At 72.3% G+C, this 18207-nt stretch carries 19 protein-coding genes and 1 pseudogene; 8 read left to right on the top strand and 12 right to left on the bottom strand.

Annotated features, from left to right (window positions below; all coding sequences use genetic code 11):
* The first annotated feature begins 97 nt into the window (after nt 1-97).
* On the top strand, nt 98-1693 hold the full coding sequence (guaA, locus tag SJY07_RS08375) for a glutamine-hydrolyzing GMP synthase (protein WP_380162230.1): 1596 nt from the start codon (nt 98-100) through the stop codon (nt 1691-1693).
* A 69-nt stretch (nt 1694-1762) separates the two neighbouring features.
* Here the strand turns inward: guaA and SJY07_RS08370 are convergent, their stop codons facing one another.
* The 3 genes from SJY07_RS08370 to SJY07_RS08360 all read right to left on the bottom strand — a co-directional run bounded on the left by SJY07_RS08370 (nt 1763) and on the right by SJY07_RS08360 (nt 3305).
* The gene (locus tag SJY07_RS08370; protein ID WP_328294701.1) at nt 1763-1939 is read right to left on the bottom strand and encodes a CsbD family protein; all 177 of its coding nucleotides are present in this window, start codon (nt 1937-1939) and stop codon (nt 1763-1765) included.
* 96 nt (nt 1940-2035) lie between these two features.
* Nucleotides 2036-2830: an alpha/beta hydrolase gene (locus SJY07_RS08365; RefSeq protein ID WP_328294702.1), complete on the bottom strand. Its 795-nt coding sequence runs from the start codon at nt 2828-2830 to the stop codon at nt 2036-2038.
* Between the two features lies 1 nt (nt 2831).
* Nucleotides 2832-3305 (bottom strand): phenolic acid decarboxylase, encoded by a 474-nt coding sequence (locus tag SJY07_RS08360; RefSeq protein ID WP_380162228.1) that lies wholly within the window; start codon nt 3303-3305, stop codon nt 2832-2834.
* 181 nt (nt 3306-3486) lie between these two features.
* On the opposite strand from SJY07_RS08360, the gene SJY07_RS08355 reads away from it, so the two are divergent.
* Nucleotides 3487-3993 (top strand): MarR family winged helix-turn-helix transcriptional regulator, encoded by a 507-nt coding sequence (locus tag SJY07_RS08355; protein ID WP_380158366.1) that lies wholly within the window; start codon nt 3487-3489, stop codon nt 3991-3993.
* Here the strand turns inward: SJY07_RS08355 and SJY07_RS08350 are convergent.
* Nucleotides 3990-5552 carry a methyl-accepting chemotaxis protein gene (locus SJY07_RS08350; protein ID WP_380158364.1) on the bottom strand — a complete coding sequence of 521 codons (1563 nt, stop codon included), beginning with the start codon at nt 5550-5552 and terminating at the stop codon, nt 3990-3992. The genes SJY07_RS08355 and SJY07_RS08350 overlap by 4 nt on opposite strands.
* A 130-nt stretch (nt 5553-5682) precedes the next feature.
* Between SJY07_RS08350 and SJY07_RS08345 the strand changes: the two genes are divergently transcribed.
* A complete protein-coding gene (locus SJY07_RS08345; protein ID WP_380158363.1) occupies nt 5683-6465 on the top strand; it encodes a transglutaminase domain-containing protein in 783 nt (260 codons plus the stop codon).
* Here SJY07_RS08345 and SJY07_RS08340 read toward each other — a convergent pair.
* From SJY07_RS08340 to SJY07_RS08325, 4 genes are all read right to left on the bottom strand, one after another.
* The gene (locus SJY07_RS08340; RefSeq protein ID WP_380162226.1) at nt 6411-6830 is read right to left on the bottom strand and encodes a GNAT family N-acetyltransferase; all 420 of its coding nucleotides are present in this window, start codon (nt 6828-6830) and stop codon (nt 6411-6413) included. The two genes, SJY07_RS08345 and SJY07_RS08340, sit on opposite strands and share 55 nt — an antisense overlap.
* Nucleotides 6831-6910: 80 nt before the next feature.
* On the bottom strand, nt 6911-7414 hold the full coding sequence (locus tag SJY07_RS08335; RefSeq protein ID WP_380158361.1) for a hypothetical protein: 504 nt from the start codon (nt 7412-7414) through the stop codon (nt 6911-6913).
* Nucleotides 7411-7638 carry a helix-turn-helix transcriptional regulator gene (locus tag SJY07_RS08330; RefSeq protein ID WP_328294709.1) on the bottom strand — a complete coding sequence of 76 codons (228 nt, stop codon included), beginning with the start codon at nt 7636-7638 and terminating at the stop codon, nt 7411-7413. Before SJY07_RS08330 ends, SJY07_RS08335 begins: the two co-directional genes overlap by 4 nt.
* Before the next feature lie 54 nt (nt 7639-7692).
* Nucleotides 7693-9048 (bottom strand): PLP-dependent aminotransferase family protein, encoded by a 1356-nt coding sequence (locus tag SJY07_RS08325; protein ID WP_380158359.1) that lies wholly within the window; start codon nt 9046-9048, stop codon nt 7693-7695.
* Between the two features lie 310 nt (nt 9049-9358).
* Here SJY07_RS08325 and SJY07_RS08320 point away from each other — a divergent pair, with 310 nt between their 5' ends.
* From SJY07_RS08320 to SJY07_RS08305, 4 genes are all read left to right on the top strand, one after another.
* Entirely contained in the window at nt 9359-10159 is an 801-nt protein-coding gene (locus SJY07_RS08320; RefSeq protein ID WP_380158357.1) for an SURF1 family protein, read from the top strand.
* On the top strand, nt 10156-10548 hold the full coding sequence (locus SJY07_RS08315) for a DUF3817 domain-containing protein (protein WP_380158355.1): 393 nt from the start codon (nt 10156-10158) through the stop codon (nt 10546-10548). The genes SJY07_RS08320 and SJY07_RS08315 overlap by 4 nt, the downstream gene beginning before the upstream one ends.
* Nucleotides 10545-11384, top strand: coding sequence for an NUDIX hydrolase (locus SJY07_RS08310; RefSeq protein WP_380158354.1), 840 nt, complete (start codon nt 10545-10547; stop codon nt 11382-11384). The genes SJY07_RS08315 and SJY07_RS08310 overlap by 4 nt, the downstream gene beginning before the upstream one ends.
* A 91-nt stretch (nt 11385-11475) precedes the next feature.
* Nucleotides 11476-13437, top strand: a complete 1962-nt coding sequence (locus SJY07_RS08305) for a 5'-nucleotidase C-terminal domain-containing protein (RefSeq protein ID WP_380158352.1) — start codon at nt 11476-11478, stop codon at nt 13435-13437.
* Nucleotides 13438-13502: 65 nt separating this feature from the next.
* On the opposite strand, the gene SJY07_RS08300 is transcribed toward SJY07_RS08305, so the two are convergent.
* The 3 genes and pseudogenes from SJY07_RS08300 to SJY07_RS08290 all read right to left on the bottom strand — a co-directional run bounded on the left by SJY07_RS08300 (nt 13503) and on the right by SJY07_RS08290 (nt 16576).
* Nucleotides 13503-15545 carry a protease pro-enzyme activation domain-containing protein gene (locus SJY07_RS08300; protein ID WP_380158350.1) on the bottom strand — a complete coding sequence of 681 codons (2043 nt, stop codon included), beginning with the start codon at nt 15543-15545 and terminating at the stop codon, nt 13503-13505.
* Between the two features lie 342 nt (nt 15546-15887).
* A pseudogene (locus SJY07_RS08295) lies at nt 15888-16034 on the bottom strand (type II toxin-antitoxin system Phd/YefM family antitoxin); the annotation flags it as partial.
* Between the two features lie 89 nt (nt 16035-16123).
* Nucleotides 16124-16576: a hypothetical protein gene (locus SJY07_RS08290; protein ID WP_380158348.1), complete on the bottom strand. Its 453-nt coding sequence runs from the start codon at nt 16574-16576 to the stop codon at nt 16124-16126.
* Between the two features lie 149 nt (nt 16577-16725).
* On the opposite strand from SJY07_RS08290, the gene SJY07_RS08285 reads away from it, so the two are divergent.
* On the top strand, nt 16726-16989 hold the full coding sequence (locus SJY07_RS08285; protein WP_380158346.1) for a hypothetical protein: 264 nt from the start codon (nt 16726-16728) through the stop codon (nt 16987-16989).
* A gap of 583 nt (nt 16990-17572) precedes the next feature.
* Here the strand turns inward: SJY07_RS08285 and SJY07_RS08280 are convergent.
* Nucleotides 17573-17938, bottom strand: coding sequence for a hypothetical protein (locus tag SJY07_RS08280; protein ID WP_380158344.1), 366 nt, complete (start codon nt 17936-17938; stop codon nt 17573-17575).
* Between the last annotated feature and the right edge of the window lie 269 nt (nt 17939-18207).

Here is an 18207-nt window from a genome sequence, read left to right as displayed (position 1 = left end):
GTCCACGATCGCGGGGGAGGAGCGGGGGCCCGCACGCGGCTACCCTTGGGTCGTGACGCCGGATGCGCCCGAGAGCCAGCCCCAGGACCAGCCTGAGATCGAACTCGCCGAGGTGGGTGCGGAACGCGCGCACCGCCCCGTGCTCGTCGTCGACTACGGAGCCCAGTACGCGCAGCTCATCGCGCGCCGGGTCCGTGAGGCGGACACCTACTCCGAGATCGTCCCCAGTTCCATGCCGGTGGCCGAGATCCTCGCGAAGAACCCCGCGGCGGTGATCCTCTCCGGCGGCCCGTCCAGCGTGTACGCCGAGGGCGCCCCGCAGGTCGACGCCTCCCTCTTCGAGGCCGGGGTCCCCGTCCTGGGGATCTGCTACGGCTTCCAGGCCATGGCCAAGGCGCTGGGCGGTGAGGTCGCCCAGACCGGTCAGCGCGAGTACGGCGGCACCGTCGCCAACCTGAGCGACGCCGCCGACTCGACGTTGCTGCACGACCAGCCGACCGAGCAGTCGGTGTGGATGTCCCACGGGGACAGCGTGTCCCGCGCACCCGAGGGTTTCCGGGTGACCGCGTCCTCGGCCGGTACCCCGGTCGCGGCCTTCGAGGACGACGAGCGTCGCCTCTACGGCGTGCAGTGGCACCCGGAGGTCAAGCACTCCACGCACGGCCAGGACGTCCTGGTGAACTTCCTGCGGGGCGGTGCCCGCATCGACCCGGACTGGACGACCGGCAACGTCATCGAGGAGCAGGTCGCGCGGATCCGCGCGCAGATCGGTGACGGCAAGGTCATCTGCGCCCTCTCCGGTGGCGTCGACTCCGCGGTCGCCGGGGCCCTGGTGCAGCGCGCCGTGGGCGACCAGCTGACCTGCGTCTTCGTCGACCACGGCCTGCTGCGCGCGGGGGAGTCGGAGCAGGTCGAGAAGGACTTCGTCGCCTCCACCGGGGTGAAGCTGCACGTCGTCGACGCGGTCCAGCGCTTCGCGGAGGCGCTGGACGGGGTCAGCGATCCCGAGCAGAAGCGGAAGATCATCGGCCGCGAGTTCATCCGCGTCTTCGAGCAGGCCGCCCGCGACGTCGTCGAGGCTGAAGGTGCGGCCGGGGGCGAGGTCAAGTTCCTCGTGCAGGGCACCCTGTACCCCGACGTCGTCGAGTCCGGTGGCGGCACCGGCGCGGCGACGATCAAGAGCCACCACAACGTCGGCGGGCTGCCGGACGACCTCGCCTTCGAACTCGTCGAACCGCTGCGGGCGCTGTTCAAGGACGAGGTGCGCGCGGTCGGCGTGCAGCTCGGTCTGCCCGAGGCGATGGTCTACCGCCAGCCGTTCCCCGGTCCAGGACTCGCGATCCGCATCGTCGGGGCGGTGACCCCGGAACGCCTCGAGATCCTGCGGTCCGCCGACGCCATCGCCCGGGCGGAACTCACCGCGGCCGGTCTGGACCGCGACATCTGGCAGTGCCCCGTCGTGCTCCTCGCCGACGTCCGCTCGGTCGGGGTCCAGGGTGACGGCCGGACCTACGGCCACCCGATCGTGCTGCGTCCGGTGTCCTCGGAGGACGCCATGACGGCGGACTGGACGCGGCTGCCCTACGACGTGCTCGCGAAGATCTCGACCCGGATCACCAACGAGGTGCCCGAGGTGAACCGCGTGGTGCTCGACGTCACGAGCAAGCCGCCGGGCACCATCGAGTGGGAGTGAGCCTCCTGCGGTCCCGGACGTGAGGAGGGGCTGACCCCGGGAGGAGTCAGCCCCTGCCGTTCTCGAACGTCACTTCTCGTCGAGGGCGTCCTTGGTCTTCTCGACGTTCTGACGCGCAGCGCCCATCCCCTGGTCCTTGTGGCCCTGCGCCGTCAGCTCCGCGTCGTCGGTCTTCTTCCCGACGGCTTCCTCGGCCTTGCCGACGGTCTGCTGCACGACGTTCTTGGCCTTGTCCGCGATGGACATGTCCGCTCCTTCTCCACGATGGTCACCGGTGGTCCCGGTACCCCGAACGGTAGGAAGCCCGGCGCCTTCCTGCCCGTTGAAACCGTCAGCCGGCCGTCACGGGGTCAGGAACCCGGCGATCGCAGCGGCGAACCGGGGGTCGGTGAGGGCTGCGCCGTGGTCACCCCGGACCAGCTGGAGCCGGGCTCCCGGGACGGCGGCGACGAGGACCTCCGGGCGCTGCGCGAGGGGGTCGGCGTCGCCGGCCACCACGAGCGTGGGCGCGGTGATCCGGTCCAGCGCGAGGGGGGAGGCGTGCACGGCGTCGGCCTGGGCGGCCAGGGCCGGCAGGTCGTTGCCGGTCTGCTCGGCGAACTCGCGGAACCCCCGGACCATCGGGTCGGTGATCGTGGCGGGGTCGGGTGAGCGCAGCGCCTCGGCGAGGCGGGCGGAGGAGAGGGCGCGGGTGTCCACGCCGCCCACCTCGACGATCCCGGCGCCGACGCCGCCCACGGCGAGGCGGTGGACGCGGTCCGGGTGGGTCGAGGCCACCAGCAGCGAGACGACCGACCCCATCGAGTACCCGACCAGGTCGACCTGCGCCAGGTCCAGGGCGTCGAGGACGTCGATCACGTCGGCGGCCATCCGGGCCTCGCCGTAGCGTGCCGCGTCGTGGGGCTTGTCCGACGCCCCGTGACCGCGGGCGTCCACCGCGACGACCCGGCGCCCGGTGGCGAGCAGGGCGTCCAGGACCCCGGAGCGCGGCCACTCCACGGACGTGCTGGAACTGAAGCCGTGGTGCAGCAGGACCGGGTGGGCCTGCGCCCCGGCGCCGGAACCGTCCCAGCCGTGGACGGCGAGCGTGAGCCCGTCGCCGGTGGTGATCCGCCGGGTGTGCCCGGTCGGGGCCACCTCAGTTCTCCTGCGCGGTGAAGTCGGCGGGCAGGTCGCCGGGGGCGACGGAGACGACGGTGTCGTCGTCGGTGCCGACGTGCTCGAAGAACGTGATCCGGGCGAACTCGGGGACGACGAGGATCGGGTAGGTGGGCCCGGCGTCGCGGTAGCGCCGCATCAGGGGCAGGTGGTCGTTCTGGAACAGCACGGTCCTGGACCCGTCCTCCTCCACCCAGCGGGGGAAGAAGATGGTGCCGTGCAGGCGGCGCCGTCCCGGCATGACGTTGACCACGACCGACGTCCCGGTCGGTTCGTTCCAGGAGAGCTTGAAGCTGTCCTCGTCGAGCTGGACGAGGTCGACCTCCTGGTCCTTGACCCACCGCCCGCCGACCATCCCGGAGTGGATGCGGTAGTCGATGGTGCGCTCGTTCTTGACGTACATCTCGTACTGCCAGCCGTTGGCGTAGGTGTAGACGAACCGGTGCCCGACCAGTCCGTCGAGGTCCTGCGGGGGTGTGGGGTCGCTGGGCGTGGGCGTGGGCGTGGGCGTGGGCGTGGGCGTGGGCGTGGGCGTCGGCGTCGGCGTGGGCGTCGGCGCGCGGTGAGTCGTCACGCGATGATTTTGCGTGCAAAAGTAGTTGGGGTCAAGCGGACCGCCGGGGCAGGATGAGGGCGTGCGCGACGACACCTCCACCGCGGCCGGTCTCTCGGTCCTGCTGGGACCGTTGCGCCGCAGGGTGTTGCGGCGCAGCCGCGAGCTGGCCGACCTGCCGGACCTCCCCGAGGCCCAGGTCGAGCTGCTGCGCGTCCTGACCGACCGTGGCCCGCTGACCCCGAGCCAGTTGGCCGAGACCCTGCACCTGGCGCGGTCCACGATCAGCAACCTGCTGCGCGTCACGGGGGTCGCCGGTCTCACCGAGCGGTCCTCCGCCGGCGGTGACCTGCGGGTGGTCAACGTCAGCGCGACGGGTTCCGCGCGGTCGCTGCTGGCCCGTTACGACCGGGCGAGCGCGACGACCCTGGCCACTGCGGCGAACCGTCTGAGCCCGCAGGACCAGGCGGCACTGCCCGGGGTCGTCGCCGTGCTGGGACGGCTGCTGGCGGCCCTCCAGGACGAGGACGAGAGCGACGAGGGCGACGAGGGCGACGAGGGAGTGGCCTCGCCGCCGGTCGCCGGTTAGACCCGGAAGGTCGTGACGAGCGCGGTGAGGTCCCCGGCCGCCCGGGAGACCTCCGCCGCCGCCGTCGCCGTGGCCCCCGCGCTGTCGGTGGTGCGCGACGCGGCCGCGGCGATGCCGGAGATGTTCGTGGAGATCTCCTGCGACCCGGTCGCGACCTCGTTGACGTTGCGGACCATCTCCGACGTGGTCGCGGACTGCTCCTCCACGGCGGCGGCGATGGTCGCCTGCAGGCCGTCGATGCGGGCGATGACCTCGGCGATCTGCCCGATGACGACCGACGCGGCCTCCGCGTCGGTCTGCGTCGCACCCACCCGGGACACGATCTCCTCCGTCGCCCGCGCCGTCTGCTGCGCGAGTTCCTTGACCTCGCCGGCGACCACGGCGAAACCCTTGCCCATCTCCCCGGCCCGGGCGGCCTCGATGGTCGCGTTCAGGGCGAGGAGGTTCGTCTGCTCGGCGATCGAGGTGATGAGCTTGACGACGTCACCGATCTCCCGGCTGGAGGTGCCGAGGCGCTGGATGGTCGCGTTGGCCTCGTCGGCGGAGGCCACGGCGGTGCTCGCGGTGGAGGACGCCTCGGCGGTGGCGCTGGAGATCTCCCGGATCGCGGACGTCATCTCCTCCCCGGCGGCGGCCACCGTGGCGATGTTGGCGGAGATCTCCCCGGTGGCGGCGGAGACGACCTGGGCCTGCGCGGCGGACTCCTGCGCCCCGTGGGACAGCTCGCCGGCCACGGACGTCAGCTGCTGCGAGGACCCGGCCAGGTCGGCCGCCGAGGAGGCCATCCGGGAGACCACGGAACGGATGCCGTCGCGGGCGCGGTTGACCGCCCCGGCCATCGCCCCGAGCTCGTCGGCGGAGTGGACCTCGGCGGCGACGGTGAGATCGCCCTCGGCGACGGCGTCGAGGGCGGTCGCGACGCTGTCGAGCTGGCGGCGGATCAGCCGCACGACGGCCAGGCCGATGGCCCCGGAGAGCAGCAGCCCGCCGACCAGCACGGCGAGGACGATCGTCCTGGCCCGGCTGACGGCCTGTTCGGCGGCGGCCCGACCGGCCGCGGCCTGGCGGGTCTCGTCCGCCTGCAGGGTGGCGATGGCGGCGTTGAAGCCGTTCTCGGCCCCGCCGAAGCGGGCCCCGATCTGATCACCCGCGGGCATCTGGAAACCGCTGGGCGGCGCCTGCTGCAGCACCAGGACGTCGCGCAACGTGGCGTACTCGCCGTAGGAGGTGCGCAGCTCCGCGACCGCCTTCGACGACGCGCCGACGGAGCCGCGGGCCTCGTAGCTGTCGAGGGCCTTCGTGAGCGCCGCGTCCGCCTCGTGGGCCGACTGGACGGAGGCCGGGACGTCGGCGCCGGGGATGAGGGCCAGGAACTCCGCGCGGTACTGGGCGGCGATCGCGCCGCGCGCGGTGGAGATGTCCGCCATCCCCGCCACGTGCTGGTCGCTGATCTTCGCGACCTCGTCCTCGGCGCGCTGCATGCCGACCAGACCCACGGCGCCGACCCCGACGGCCACGGTCGACGCGGCCAGGACGGCGGCGGCGATCTTGGTCGTCATCGACCGGTCGGCGAGCAGCCGTCGGGTTGCGGGGTTCTGAGCGGGCGCGGGTTCCTCCTGGGGGTGAACCCTCCGCATCGGCGGCCGAACGGGTGACCTTGAGCGGGACCGGGCGGGGCATGCTGAGACCGTGACGACGCGCCTGACCACCCCGTGGTGGCTGCCCCGGGACCCCGACCCCGCCCGGGAGGCGACGGGGAGTCGTGAGCCCACCGCTGTCCTCGACCACTCCGCCGAGGCGGTGCGGAACCTCGCGGCGCGGACCCGTGGCGGGGACGAGCGGGAGCGCCTGCGCTCGGCCCACGCTCTGGTCTCGGTGGCCGTCCGCCCGGTCTACGCCCTCGACGAACTGCAGCCCGCGTCGGTGACCCTGCGCAGGGGCAGGGGATCGTGCAGCCAGCGGATGGCCGTGCTCGAGGCGACGGCGCGCTCGCTCGACATCGCGACCCGGTGCCGCGGGCTGCTCGTCGACGGGCGGTTCTGGTACCCGAGGTTCCCGCGCCTGCACCGGTTCGTGCCGGACGTCGTCGTCCTGGCCTGGCCGGAGTTCCGGGTGGAGGGTTCCTGGGTGCCGGCCTCGCACCTCTTCGCACCCCCGGGCGCCGGGGTTGCGGCCTTCACGAACCGGGACGGCGAGACGCTCTTCGAGGCCCTCGCCCGCGGTGCCGTCTCGCTGGAGGACTGCACCGGGGGCTGCACGCGCGACGGTCACGACGAGGCCGCCGGGTTGGCCGACCGGGTCGTCGCCGACCTCGGCCGGTTCGACTCCCGCGACGAGTTGTTCGCCACCCACGGCCAGACCTTGTGCCCCCTGGTCCGTCGGGTCGTGGACCCCGTCACGAGCCGGTCCTCGGCCGGTCAGAGCTCGCGCTTCATCCCGACGTGCGACGCGACGAAACCCAGCCGTTCGTAGAACCGGCGGGCGTCGACGCGTCGCGCGTCGCTGGTCAGCTGGACGTGTCCGCACCCGCGTCGGCGGGCCTCCTCGATCGCCCAGCCGATCAACTGCGACCCGAGACCACCGCCCCGCCGTGCGGAGTCGATGCGCACCGCCTCGAGTTGCGCGCGGTCCGACCCGCGTCGGGACAACCCCGGCAGAACGTTGAACTGCAGCGTCCCGACGAGCGTGCCGTCGGCGTCGGTCAGGACGAACAGTTCCGAGGACGGGTCGGCCTCGATCCGCGCGAACGCGGCCAGGTAGACCGCCTCGTCTTCGGCCTCGTCCTCGGTCTCGCGCACCGAGTCGCGGTCCGCGGCGATCTGGTCGTCGTGCAGCATCGCCACGATCCCCAGGACGTCGCCCGCCCGCGCGTGGCGCAGCTCGACCGGACCCGTGGGGGTCTCGAAGGTCGCGAGGTTCACGCCTGCGCCGTCCGGCGGGAGCGGCGCAGTCCGAGCACACCCGCGAGAACACCGACGAGGACACCGAACGTCGCGCCCCAGCCCGTGCTCCCGCTCACGACGCCGGAGTGGAGGACTCCCGCGAAGAACGCGAGCAGCAGCACCAGGTACGGGACCACGCGCCACCGCGCGATCCGGGTTCCGCTGCCGGCGTGCACCCCCAACCGTGCGGCGTAGAGGAGGACCACCCAGCTGATCGCGCCGAGCAGCAACATCAGGGTGAGGGCGTATGGGAAACCCTGCGACCCACCGATCCACACCATGACGGTGGCGGCGGCCATCCCGGCCCACAACGTCAACTGCATCCCGACGGCCGAGGCCTCGTTCCACACGTCCCGTTGCCGTTCCTCGCGGTAGAACGGGTTCCCGAGGTCCCCGACACCGGCGGCCAGCCGGACGAACACGCTCTCGCGCGGATCCTTCTCGCCGTGCTCGTGGTTCTCGTGGTTCTGGTGGTTCACGTCGTCGCCTCCTCCGCGTCGAAGAGTTCTTCGACGCTCCGTCCCAGGTGCCGTGCGATGTCGAGGGCCAGGTAGACCGACGGGGCGTAGTTCCCCGCCTCGATCGCGACCACCGTCTGCCGCGTCACGTCGGCCGCCGTCGCGAGTTCCGCCTGCGTCAGTCCGCGGACCGTCCTCGCCGCCCGGACGCGGTTCCCTCGGCCCTGTGCCGATGTCCTGCCCATGACCACGAGTGTCAAGTAGACCTGACACGATGTCAAGGGAACCGGACACGGACCTCAGAGCGAGTCGGCGAGGATCCGCACCGCGGCGTCGATGTGCTGCTCGGGGATCGCGGCGAAGCAGAGCCGGAGGTGGGCGGCGTCCTCCTCGGCCACGACGAAGTGGCGTCCCGGCCCGACGGCGAGACCCCTGGTCAGGGCGCGGCGGGCGAGTTCGACGTCGTCGGTGCCGCGCGGCAGGCGCACCCAGGTGGAGAACCCGCCGCGCGGGCGGACGAAGCTCCAGTCGGGCAGTTCGCGGGACAGGGCGGTCGAGAGCTTCGTGGCCCGCGCGCCGAGGGCGGCCGACAGCGAGCGCAGGTGCGCGTTCCAGCCCGCCCCGGTCACGAGTTCCACCGCGGCCTCCTGCAGCGGCCGGGACACGATGAGGTGGTCCACCACGGCCAGGCCGGTGATGCGTTGCGCCACCGGGCCTCGCGCGACGATGCACCCCACCCGCAGGCTGGGTCCGGCGGCCTTGCTGAGCGAGTTCACCGTGATGACCCGGCCGTCGGTGTCGTCGCGCAGCAGGGACGGCGGCGGTGTCGGTCCGTGGCTGAGCCACCGGGCGAAGTCGTCCTCGACGATGAACGCCCCGGCGCGGGCGGCGATCTCCAGGACGGGGCGGCGGCGTTCCGCGGCCAGGACGTGGCCGTCCGGGTTGGCGTAGGTGGGCTGCAGGTACAGCACCCGGGAGCCGGTCTGCTCGAAGGCACGTTCCAGCAGTTCGGGGCGGACGCCGTCGGTGTCCGTGGGGACGGGGATCGGGACGAGACCGGCGCTGCGCAGCAACGCGATCGCCCCCGGGTAGCTCGGGACGGCGACGAGGACGGGACTGCCGGCCGGCACGATCGAACGCAGCACCGTCGAGAGCGCGCCCTGGCCGCCGGGGCTGACGAGGACGTCGTCGCGGTCGGCGCCGAGCTGCTGGGCGAACCAGGTCCGCAGTTCCGGCATGCCCTGCAGCGGTGGGGTCGTCCACGCCTCCGGCCGCCGGGCTGCGCGGGCCATGGCCGCCGACAACCTGGACGACGGTTGCAGCGACAGGTCGAGGTAGCCGCGGGACATGTCCAGGACGTCCTGGGAGGGGATCGCCAGCGAGGCGAGCACTCCCTCGGTCCGGACGGGGGAGGCGCCGAGGGCCACCCGCTGCCAGTCCGTGTCGACGGTCTGGGTCCGGCTCGCGCGTGCGACGAAGGTGCCCGCGCCCGGCCGGGTGGCGACGGTCCCGTCCGCGACGAGCACGTCGATCGCCCGCTGGACGGTGACCGGCCCGACGCCGAGGTCGCTCACCAGCCGGCGACTGCTGGGCAGTTTCGTGCCCGCGGGCAGGGTCGCCGCGAGGTCCCGCAGGCTGGCGGTGACGCGCTGCACACTGCTACCGTGGTCCATGAGAAGAGAGAATAGCGCTTTCGTCAGCCAGTCCGGTAGCGGTTCACAGGGCGAGTGGTGATCCTGATGGGCGTCCTGATCGTCCTCTGCGTGCTCCTCGCTCTCGCGCTGACCGCTCCGTTCCTCGGTGCGGACACCCGCTTCGACGGATCCGGTACGCAGCCTGACCGTCCCCGTCGGGGAAAGCGCTACCAACGCCTCTGGGATTCCGCTATCGCCGAGGAGGTCCATCGGGACCAGTTCGAGCGGACGAGCTGAGGGACTTCCCAGGTCCGCCACGTAGCCTGGGCGGGTGTCAGATCCCCGTCGCGGCCTCAACGGCCGGCTCGCCGGACTCGGCCTGGTGGCCCTGCTCGTCGTGGTCGTCTGCAGCGGCCTCGGGGTCTGGCAGTGGCACCGCGGGAACGTGGTCGTCACCGAACCCCCTGCGGCCCAGCCGGTCGTCCCGATCTCGACGGTCGTCGACGCCGGGGCCTCGGGTGCCGCGGCCGTGCTCTCCGGTGACGAGGTCGGCCGCCGCGTCGAGGTCCACGGCACCTTCGACCCGGCCCTGGACCTGCTGGTCCCCGGGCGTGAGCTCGGCGGGACCGTCGGGTCCTGGGTCCTCGGTGTCGTCGTGCTGGCGGACGGGTCCGGGGTCCCCGTCGTGCGGGGCTGGGTCCCGCAGGGGCAGGCCGCGCCGCCCCTGCCGAGCGGCGTCGTCGACCTGACCGGGACGCTGCAACCCCCCGAGAGTTCCGACCTCGCACCCTCGACCGCCGTCCTGCCCGAGGGGCAGACGTGGATCGTCAGCGCCGCGGACCTGATCAACCGCGTGGACTACGGCGTCGCCAACGCCTACGTCACCGACGCCGCGCCGGCCGCCGGGTTGAGCGCCGTCCCGCCCGCCGATCCCGGGCAGGCCTCGCACCGCCTGGACTGGCGAAACCTCGCCTACGCCGCGCAGTGGTGGGTGTTCGGGTTGTTCGCGATCGTGATCTGGGTGCGGGTCGTGCGCGACGAGCACGCCGCCGCAGGAGAGGATGACGGCGACGCGAGCTCGGACGAGCACGTCGACGGTCACGGAGGACGAGACATGAGTGGTGCCCGGTGAGTGCTGAACGAGGTGCGCGAGGTGCGCGAGGTCTGCGTTCGGTCCCCAAGGTCCGGTCCGCGCTGACGCGCTACCGCGTCATGGCCTGGCTGACCGGCATCGGTCTGGTCGTCCTGGTGCTGGTCGGCATGCCGCAGAAGTACTTCGGTGCCTTCGGGGGCGGGGACCGCGTGGTCGAGGTCGTCGGTGTCGCCCACGGCTGGCTCTACGTCGTCCTGCTCATCACGACCTTCGACCTCGGCAACCGGCTCCGGTGGTCCTGGCAGCGGATGGTCCTGACCGCCCTGGCCGGGACGATCCCGTTCCTGTCCTTCTACGCCGAGCGCAAGAACGCCCGGTTCGCGCGGATCCACCTCGACGCCCGCCAGGCGCCGCGCGCCACCGCGTGAGGGCGCTGCAACGCGTCGCGGTCCACGCCGCGGTCGTCGAGGAGGGCGGCGCGGACGACCGGCTGCTGACCCTCGACGGTTCGCTGCCCTGGACGGTCCTCGCCCACGGCGAGACCCCGACCGCGGCGCTGCGGCGCGTCCTGGGGGAGCACGCCCAGGTCGGGGGACTCCTGGCCGTCCACGACGGTCGCCGCACCCAGGGCGACGTCGACCTGCACACCGTGCACCTGGTCCTGGCCGTCTCGGTCGCCGAACCCCCGGCGGGGGAGTGGCGGCCGGTCGGGGCGGAGTGGCCGCTCGTCGCCGACGCCCTCGTGGCGCTCGAGGAGGCGGAACTGCGGCGCACGGCACCCGCGGAGGACCCCGACGTCCCCGTCGTCCGGCAACGCCTCGCCTGCTACGCCGTCGTCGTCGCGGACGGGTCCCTGCTGCTGACCCGGCTCAGCACCACCACCCCGAGCCCGGGGCGCTGGACCTTGCCGGGAGGCGGTGTCGACCACGGCGAACACCCCATCGCCGCCGTGGTCCGCGAGGTGCACGAGGAGACCGGCATGGACGTCGTCGTGACCGGTCTGGCCGAGATCGGTGCCGAGCACTTCACCGGGCGCTCGCCGCGGGGGGTCCTGGAGGACTTCCACGCCGTGCGCATCCTGGTGACGGCCACGCCGGTCGAGGTGAAGGTTCCGCAGGTCCTCGACGTCGGCGGCAGCACCGATCTCGCGCAGTGGATCCCGTTGTCCGAGGCGGAAGGCGTCGGCCTCGTTGGAGTTGCGCAACGTGGGCTCACGATCGCTCTCAGTGAGAACTCGCCGGGGACACCGCCCGCCGAAACCTGATGTTCACGTGTGGAGTGACCCAGGGGTTCCCTGGACGTCACTGTGACTGGCAGACTCCGGCGCCAGTCACCCACCTCGTGGAAGCGAGCTCATGCGCACAGGTCGTCCCCTCGTCCGGTTCCTCAGTTCGGGAGCCGTGCTCACGGTCCTGGCGACCCCACTGCTCGCGGCCCCCGCCGAGGCGGCCACCCCCGGGCAGATCCCGACGCTGCTGCCCGCCCCCGCACCCGGCCAGACGCAGATCCAGATCGGCGCGTTCAACGACTTCCACGGTCGCCTCGAGGCCCCCGACGAGACCGACGACGGACAACCCGTCGGTGGGGCGGCCCAGCTGGCCGGTGCGCTGGACGTCATGCGCGCGCAGAACCCCAACACCATCGTCGTCTCCGCCGGTGACAACGTCGGAGCCTCGACGTTCACCTCCTTCATCCAGGAGGACGCCCCGACGATCGCCGCGCTGAACCAGATGGGCGTCGCCGTCTCCGCGGTCGGCAACCACGAGTTCGACCAGGGCTACGCCGACCTCACCGACCGCATCGGGGTGATCGGTCGCCAGGGCACGAACGGTGCTGACCCGCTGGCGGCGTTCCCCTACCTCGGCGCGAACGTCGTGAAGGCCGACGGGACCCCGGCCCTACCCGCCTACGCCACCACCGAGGTCGGTGGGATCCGCGTCGGGTTCATCGGGGTCGTGACGCAGCAGACGTCGAGCCTCGTCGCCCCGGCCGGCATCGCCGGGTTGCGCTTCACCGACCCCGTCGCCGCCGCGAACCGGGTCGCCGCGCAGTTGTCGGACGGGAACACCGCCAACGACGAGGCGCAGGTCATCGTCCTGCTCGCCCACGAGGGTTCGTCCGGGACCGACTGCGCCGCGGTCGGTTCCGAGGGCGCCTTCGGGCAGATCGTGCAGAACTCCTCCCCGCAGATCGACGCCATCGTCTCCGGGCACACGCACATGCTCTACGACTGCGAGTTCCCGGTCGCGGGCAAGGCCGTCGCCCGTCCCGTCGTCTCCGCCGAGAGCTACTCGGTCGCCGTGGACAACCTCGTGCTGAACGTCGACGACGCCACCGGTGACGTCGTCGCCCAGGCCCACCAGGTCGTCCCGGTGGAGGGTTTCACCCCCGACCCGGCCGTCCAGAAGATCGTCGACGACGCGGTGGCCTTCGCGGACCAGGTCGGCACGACGCCCGTCGGTTCGGTCACGGCCGACATCACCCGCGCGTTCTCCGGCGCCGACGACGACCGTGGGACGCAGTCCCCGCTCGGGAACCTCATCGCCGACGCGCAGTTGCAGCAGACCGAGGGCGCCGGTGCGCAGATCGCGTTCGAGAACCCCGGCGGCATCCGCGACGACCTGGAGTACGCGGCCTCGGGCAGCGAGGGCGACGGTGTCGTCACCTACGCCGAAGCCGCTGCGGTGCAGCCGTTCGCGAACTCCGTCGTGACCCTGACCCTCACGGGTGCGCAGGTCCGCGAGGTGCTCGAGCAGCAGTGGCAGCCCGCGGGTTCCTCGCGGCCGTTCCTGGCCCTCGGGGTGCCGAAGGGATTCTTCTTCACCTACGACGACGCGGCCCCGGCCGGACAGCACGTCAAGTCGGTGACCCTCGACGGCGCGGAGCTCGACGCCACCGCGCAGTACCGGGTGACCGTCAACAGCTTCCTGGCCTCCGGCGGCGACAACTTCACGACCCTGGCGGAGGGGACCGACAGGGTCGAACTCGGGAAGACCGACCTCGAGGCGTTCACGGCCTACCTGGGCCTGCCCGAGAACGCGCGGCTCGCCCCGGACCAGGAACCCCGTTCCGCCGTCGCGACCGAGATCCCGCCCCCGGTCGTGGAGTCCCCGGCGCCGACGGCGACGCCCACGGTCCCCGCCGTGGCCGTCCCGACCCCGTCGGCCACGACCTCGAAGCCGGCCGCCGCGGCGGTCGCCGAGGAGGACCTGGCGACCACCGGCGCGGACATCGCGCCCTGGATCACCGTCGGTGCGGCGCTCGTCCTGGCCGGTGGTCTGCTGATCACCGCGGCGGCGCGCCGCCGCCACGCCTGAATCCTCCCCACAACGGAGAACGCGCCCACCGGGAGACCCGGTGGGCGCGTTCTCGTCGTGGGGTCCTACTTCCCCAGGGTGCTCGCCAGGGTCCTGGCGAACGTCGCGCCGGGACGCCCGAGACCCGTCACGGGGTCCCAGCCCTTCGCGAGTCCGAGGGTGGAGTCCCGGCCCCAGGTGCGGACGGTGTACGACGTCCCGCCGCTGGGGTCCAGTCCGTTGACGTAGTTCGCGCGGACCACGCCCTTGACCGTGGAGGCCTGGACGTCGGTGTAGGCGCCGCGGGCGATCGAGTACAACGCGGGGTTCGCGAGTCCGGCCCGCTTGCCCTTGCGCTGCACGGCTTCCGCGATGGCGCCCGCCGCCAGCGGCGAGGCCAGGCTCGTCCCGCCGATGCGGTACTCGCCGTAGCGGACCCCGTCCGGGAAGGTCTGGGTCTGGCCCACGAGCATCCCCGTCTGCGGGTCCGCGACGCTGGAGATGTCCGGCACGGCGCGCCCGGTGGGGGCCGTGTTCGGCACGGTGCCCGCCTGCCAGGCGGGCCGCGGGAAGAGGGTGGAGTACCCGCCGCCGGCGCCGTAGAGGAACCCGCCGTCGACCCAGTCGGTGCCCTTGTCGTTCAGGGCGTAGACGCCGGTTCCCCAGCCGGTCTCGGCGACGACGTTGCGCACGCCGTTGCCGAGGCCCGTCGAGGTCCCGCCGACGGAGGTGACGTAGGGGTCGCTGGTCGGGTAGTCGACCTGCTTGGTGCCGGTCGAGGCGATCTCGTCGCCGTTGTCACCGGAGCTGAAGAGGAACGTCTGTCCCTGCAACGCGCCCTGCAGGAAGATCTGCTCGTAGGCGAAGACGTCGTCCGCGCCGGTGTCGGTCTCCAGACCGCCCCAGGAGTTCGTGACGACGTCGGCGCGGTTCTCGTCCACGACGGCCGCCAGGGCGTCGATGAGCCCACCGGCGCAGTTCGAGGCCGCGTAGTAGCGGATGCGGGCCGCGGGGCGCATGGCGTGCACGGCCTGCACGTCGAGGGTCTGCTCACCCGTCCAGCCCGAGGCGTCGCACGCCTCCTGGTCGGTGAACTTCCCGGCGCTCCAGGTGGAGTACTGGTTGCGGGCGAGGGTGGGCCAGCCGTAGGCGCTGGAGTAGGTGTTCGTGTCCGCCACGATCGTCGAGGAGTTGTACGCGTCGACGACTCCGACGGTGACACCGCCACCGGAGGTTCCGGTGTCCCCGCCGAGCCCGTTGAACAACTGCGGGGCGGTGTACCCGCAGAGGGCGTAGGACGGCGTCTGCCCGTGGAAGGCGGGCAGGGGGGTCTTGTAGTCCGCCTGGTACTTCGCCTGGAGGCCGCCGTAGAACTGGCTGCACGGTCGGCCGACGACCGAGGCGGCCGGCGGTGCGACGACCGGCTGGGCGACCCCGGCGGCGGACGCGGCGGCCGCGGTGCGGTTCGCGGTGGTGTCCGCGGCCGTGGTGCCCCCGGTCTCGGCGATCCGCTGCGACGTCATGCGTTGCACGCTGGTGTCGAGGCCGCTGATGGTCATCACGTCGGCCGCCACGTCGGTCGGCAGCGACGCGGCGGTGGTGGGAGCCACGACGTCCGCGCCGTCGTGGGTGAAGGAGGCCAGCGTGACGCCGAAGGCCCGCTGGAGCTGTTGCCGGGTTCCGGTGGCAGCCACGTAGCGTCGGCTCGCCTCGACGGAGTCGACGTGCAGACCGGCGGAGGCCAGGTAGTTCGAGACCGTCGTGGCGGCGGCCTCGGTCGGGCCGAAGGAGGCGGCGTACTGCGCTCCGTCGAGGTAGTGCCCGTAGGTGGGGGAGCCGGGCGTTGAGACGCCGGCGACCGCGGCCTGCAGAGCGCTCAGCCCACCGCGCGGCGCGAGGTAGACGCGGACGGACTGCGGGGTGTCGACCGGGGCCGAACGGAGGGCGAGGCGTGCGGCGGTACCGCTCGGCAGCCACCGCGGCAGCGTGCCCGCGATCGTCGTGGTCCGGGCCGGGGCGGCGTGGGCCGCACCGCCGGTCGCGACGAGGGCGGTGGCACCGACAGCGGCGGTGAGGAGCCTGAATGAGAGTCGTGCGGAAGAATGCTGGGAATTGCTTGAACGCGGCATTCGTGGTCCTTTCCACGGGGTGGTGCCGCGAACATAGACCTCCGCAAAACCCCCGTGGAAGCACCCCCCCGACTCGGTGTCACGAGTCGTCACAGGAAGGGTTGGTGGTCGCCCCGAGCGTCGCCTCACGGCGAGTGGCCGCTCGTAGCGGCAGGGTTGAGGCCCGGGGACACGTACCGGGGCGACCAGCCATCACAACCATCGGCTGCCACCGCCCATTCCTTGAGGGGTGCACCCGTCACGACCTGCCGTCCTGCCCGACCCGTCCGGGCATCCGAACCGCTACCGCTCCCGCTGGGCCCAGCACGATCTCCTCGCCCAGGACGTCCCCTCCGACGTCGTCCAGGTGCGCCAGGACCTGGTGTCGTCGGGGACCAGCCGGGCGCTGGCTCGGCCGGCCACGGTGATGGTGACCTCCTCGCCCGCTTCGACGCGGCGGACCAGGTCGGAGGCGTGCTGGCGCAGTTCGCCGAGGCCGACGACGGGGATGAGGGCGAGGCAGCGCTTGTGCCACTAGAGGTTCCGGTCCGCGCGACGCTGGATGACGGAGCGGTCGACAGTGCCAGGCCCGCCCCGGGCTACGTCTCGGGCAGCTGGTACCGGGCTCGGCGCTGCTGGCCCCACGCGAAGGCCGTCTCGCAGATCCAGTCCTCCAAGCGGTCGCCCAGGTGAGCGGCGATCTGCGCAGCACTGGTGGGGACCTCGACGTCGCAGGGGTCCGCTACCCACCACGGCGACAGCAGCAGCTCCTCGTGTCGCTGGTCGGGGACGTCGAGGCGCACCCACACGTCCCCCTCACGACCGTCCACGCCCCAGTGCACGCTCAGGTGCTCGAGCTCCTCGGCCGTCAGGACGCTGGTCACCACCGGTTCGACGACCCGCCGGCGCAGCCGGGCCAGCTGCTCGTCGTCGGCGTCGGCGTCGGTGACCGGCCCTGGTCGCGGTGCCCGCTCACCGGGGAGCGCAGTGGTGTTCACCTGGGTCCGCGCGGACGGGTGAGCACGGGGGCGGTAGCGGCGGTGTTCTTCCACGGGTTCAGGGTGTCTGACGGCCGAAGTCCGCGAAGGCGTGTTGGGTCCGGGGCCTCGCGGTGCAGGTGCCCGCGCACGGCGGGACGACCGTGACGTCGGTGATCGCGGCGAAGGACGTCCCAGGAGGGGCGCGCGGCCATGATGGTGCGGTGAGCTCACCAAGCAGAACCATCCTGCCGCTGCGTCTGCGCGACCTGGTCGCCGACGCCGGCGGCGGTAACCCGTACCTGCAGATCATGCGGTTCGCGGCGGTGGCCGGTCTGGTGGCCGCCCTTCTGCTGCTGGTCTCGGGGATGACGACGGGCAGCACACCCCTGCTGGTCTTGGCGGTGGTGGCGTTCCTGTGGACGGCGATGGTGCAGGTGGGGTGGTGGGTCGTCGCCGCGTTGGTGTGGGAGCGGACTCAGGACTGACCCTCCCCGGCCGAGTCATGGCCGATGAGTGCGTCCTGACGCCGGCGCAGCATCGCCACGACCGCACCAGGGACTGGAGCAGGGGCAGGGTCGAGCCATGGCGGGCAGCTCATCACCTGCGCAGCGACTGCCCCCTCGGCCAGGTCAGCCACTGATGATCTGCGCGGCGCTGGGCCCGTGACGCTGACCGGAGAAGAAGTTCATCGTCGTCCCCCTCTCTGTCAGCCTGGAGGAAGAGCACGCCGAACGCGACGTGCACCCCTCAGACCGCCTCGACGTGTTGATCCAGGCCGGCGTCTTCTCCCGCACCGCGGACGTTGCCGATCCCGCCAACGGGGCCGAGGGGACCATCTGGTGTCTCACGCCGTCCACCGGTGGGGGTCAGCCAGTGGTGGTGGTCAGCTGGAGATGCTGACTCGGAGGGGCAACGCTGCATGGCAGCGCCCGCAACGAATGCCGGGAGCCACGTCGGAGACCAGGCTTGGATGCGGTCATCCGGCCATTTGAGGACAGCCACGGCGGGTCTGCGACGGCACGGTCATCCCGCGGTGCGCGTGACGTTGCCCCACGGCGTAGCACGGTCTCAGTCCGGCTCGGCGGGCTCATCGACGTCTCGTTGACGCTCCTGTCCGGTGTCGAAGAACCGGTCCAGGTAGGCCGTCGGAGGAAGATCGCTCGTCCGCATCAAGCTGAACACCTCCGCCCCGTCCACCGGCTCGTCGAACAGCGCGTAGGCCTGGACGAGCCCCAGGTACTCCGTCACCCGATCCGGCGGCCACGTCGTCTCGCTCGCGTATGTCTGCGCCTCCGCCTCAGCCCTCTCGATGGCGCGGTCCATGTCGGCTTCCCGCCACAACGTCACACGCTCCTCGTCGACGACCTCAGCACCGTGGTGCTCGGCCTGGCTGCGGAAGATGCAGCGGACCGCGACCCACCCGGAGCTCTCCATCCGGGCAGCGTCTCAGGGAGGTCCACGGGTTTCGGTGACTTCACGGTCATCCCGCGGTGCGTGCGGTCACCCGAGCCGGCGACGTCCGGTCGTGGCGATGGCCACGCGATCGCACCGCACCGTCCCGCAGGTCCGAAGTGGGGTGCTGCACGCAGGACAGTGCTCCACGACGACTCGTGCGACCGGCGCGACCTGGGCTCAGCTTCCAGCGACCACCGCGGAGACAGACCCCTACGCTGTCGTGAAGGTTCATCACAGGCGGTGAAGGA

The sequence above is a fragment of the Kineococcus sp. R86509 genome, assembly GCF_042466365.1.
Lineage (GTDB): Bacteria > Actinomycetota > Actinomycetes > Actinomycetales > Kineococcaceae > Kineococcus.
This window is presented reverse-complemented; position numbering and strand designations above follow the sequence as displayed.

What these genes read in the sequence shown, in the direction of transcription:
- SJY07_RS08370 (WP_328294701.1), bottom strand. Translation starts at nt 1,939, where the DNA reads ATGTCCATCGCGGACAAGGCCAAGAACGTCGTGCAGCAGACCGTCGGC.
- SJY07_RS08350 (WP_380158364.1), bottom strand. Translation starts at nt 5,552, where the DNA reads ATGACGACCAAGATCGCCGCCGCCGTCCTGGCCGCGTCGACCGTGGCC.
- SJY07_RS08340 (WP_380162226.1), bottom strand. Translation starts at nt 6,830, where the DNA reads ATGCTGCACGACGACCAGATCGCCGCGGACCGCGACTCGGTGCGCGAG.
- SJY07_RS08330 (WP_328294709.1), bottom strand. Translation starts at nt 7,638, where the DNA reads ATGGGCAGGACATCGGCACAGGGCCGAGGGAACCGCGTCCGGGCGGCG.
- SJY07_RS08305 (WP_380158352.1), top strand. Translation starts at nt 11,476, where the DNA reads ATGCGCACAGGTCGTCCCCTCGTCCGGTTCCTCAGTTCGGGAGCCGTG.
- SJY07_RS08300 (WP_380158350.1), bottom strand. Translation starts at nt 15,545, where the DNA reads ATGCCGCGTTCAAGCAATTCCCAGCATTCTTCCGCACGACTCTCATTC.
- SJY07_RS08280 (WP_380158344.1), bottom strand. Translation starts at nt 17,938, where the DNA reads ATGGAGAGCTCCGGGTGGGTCGCGGTCCGCTGCATCTTCCGCAGCCAG.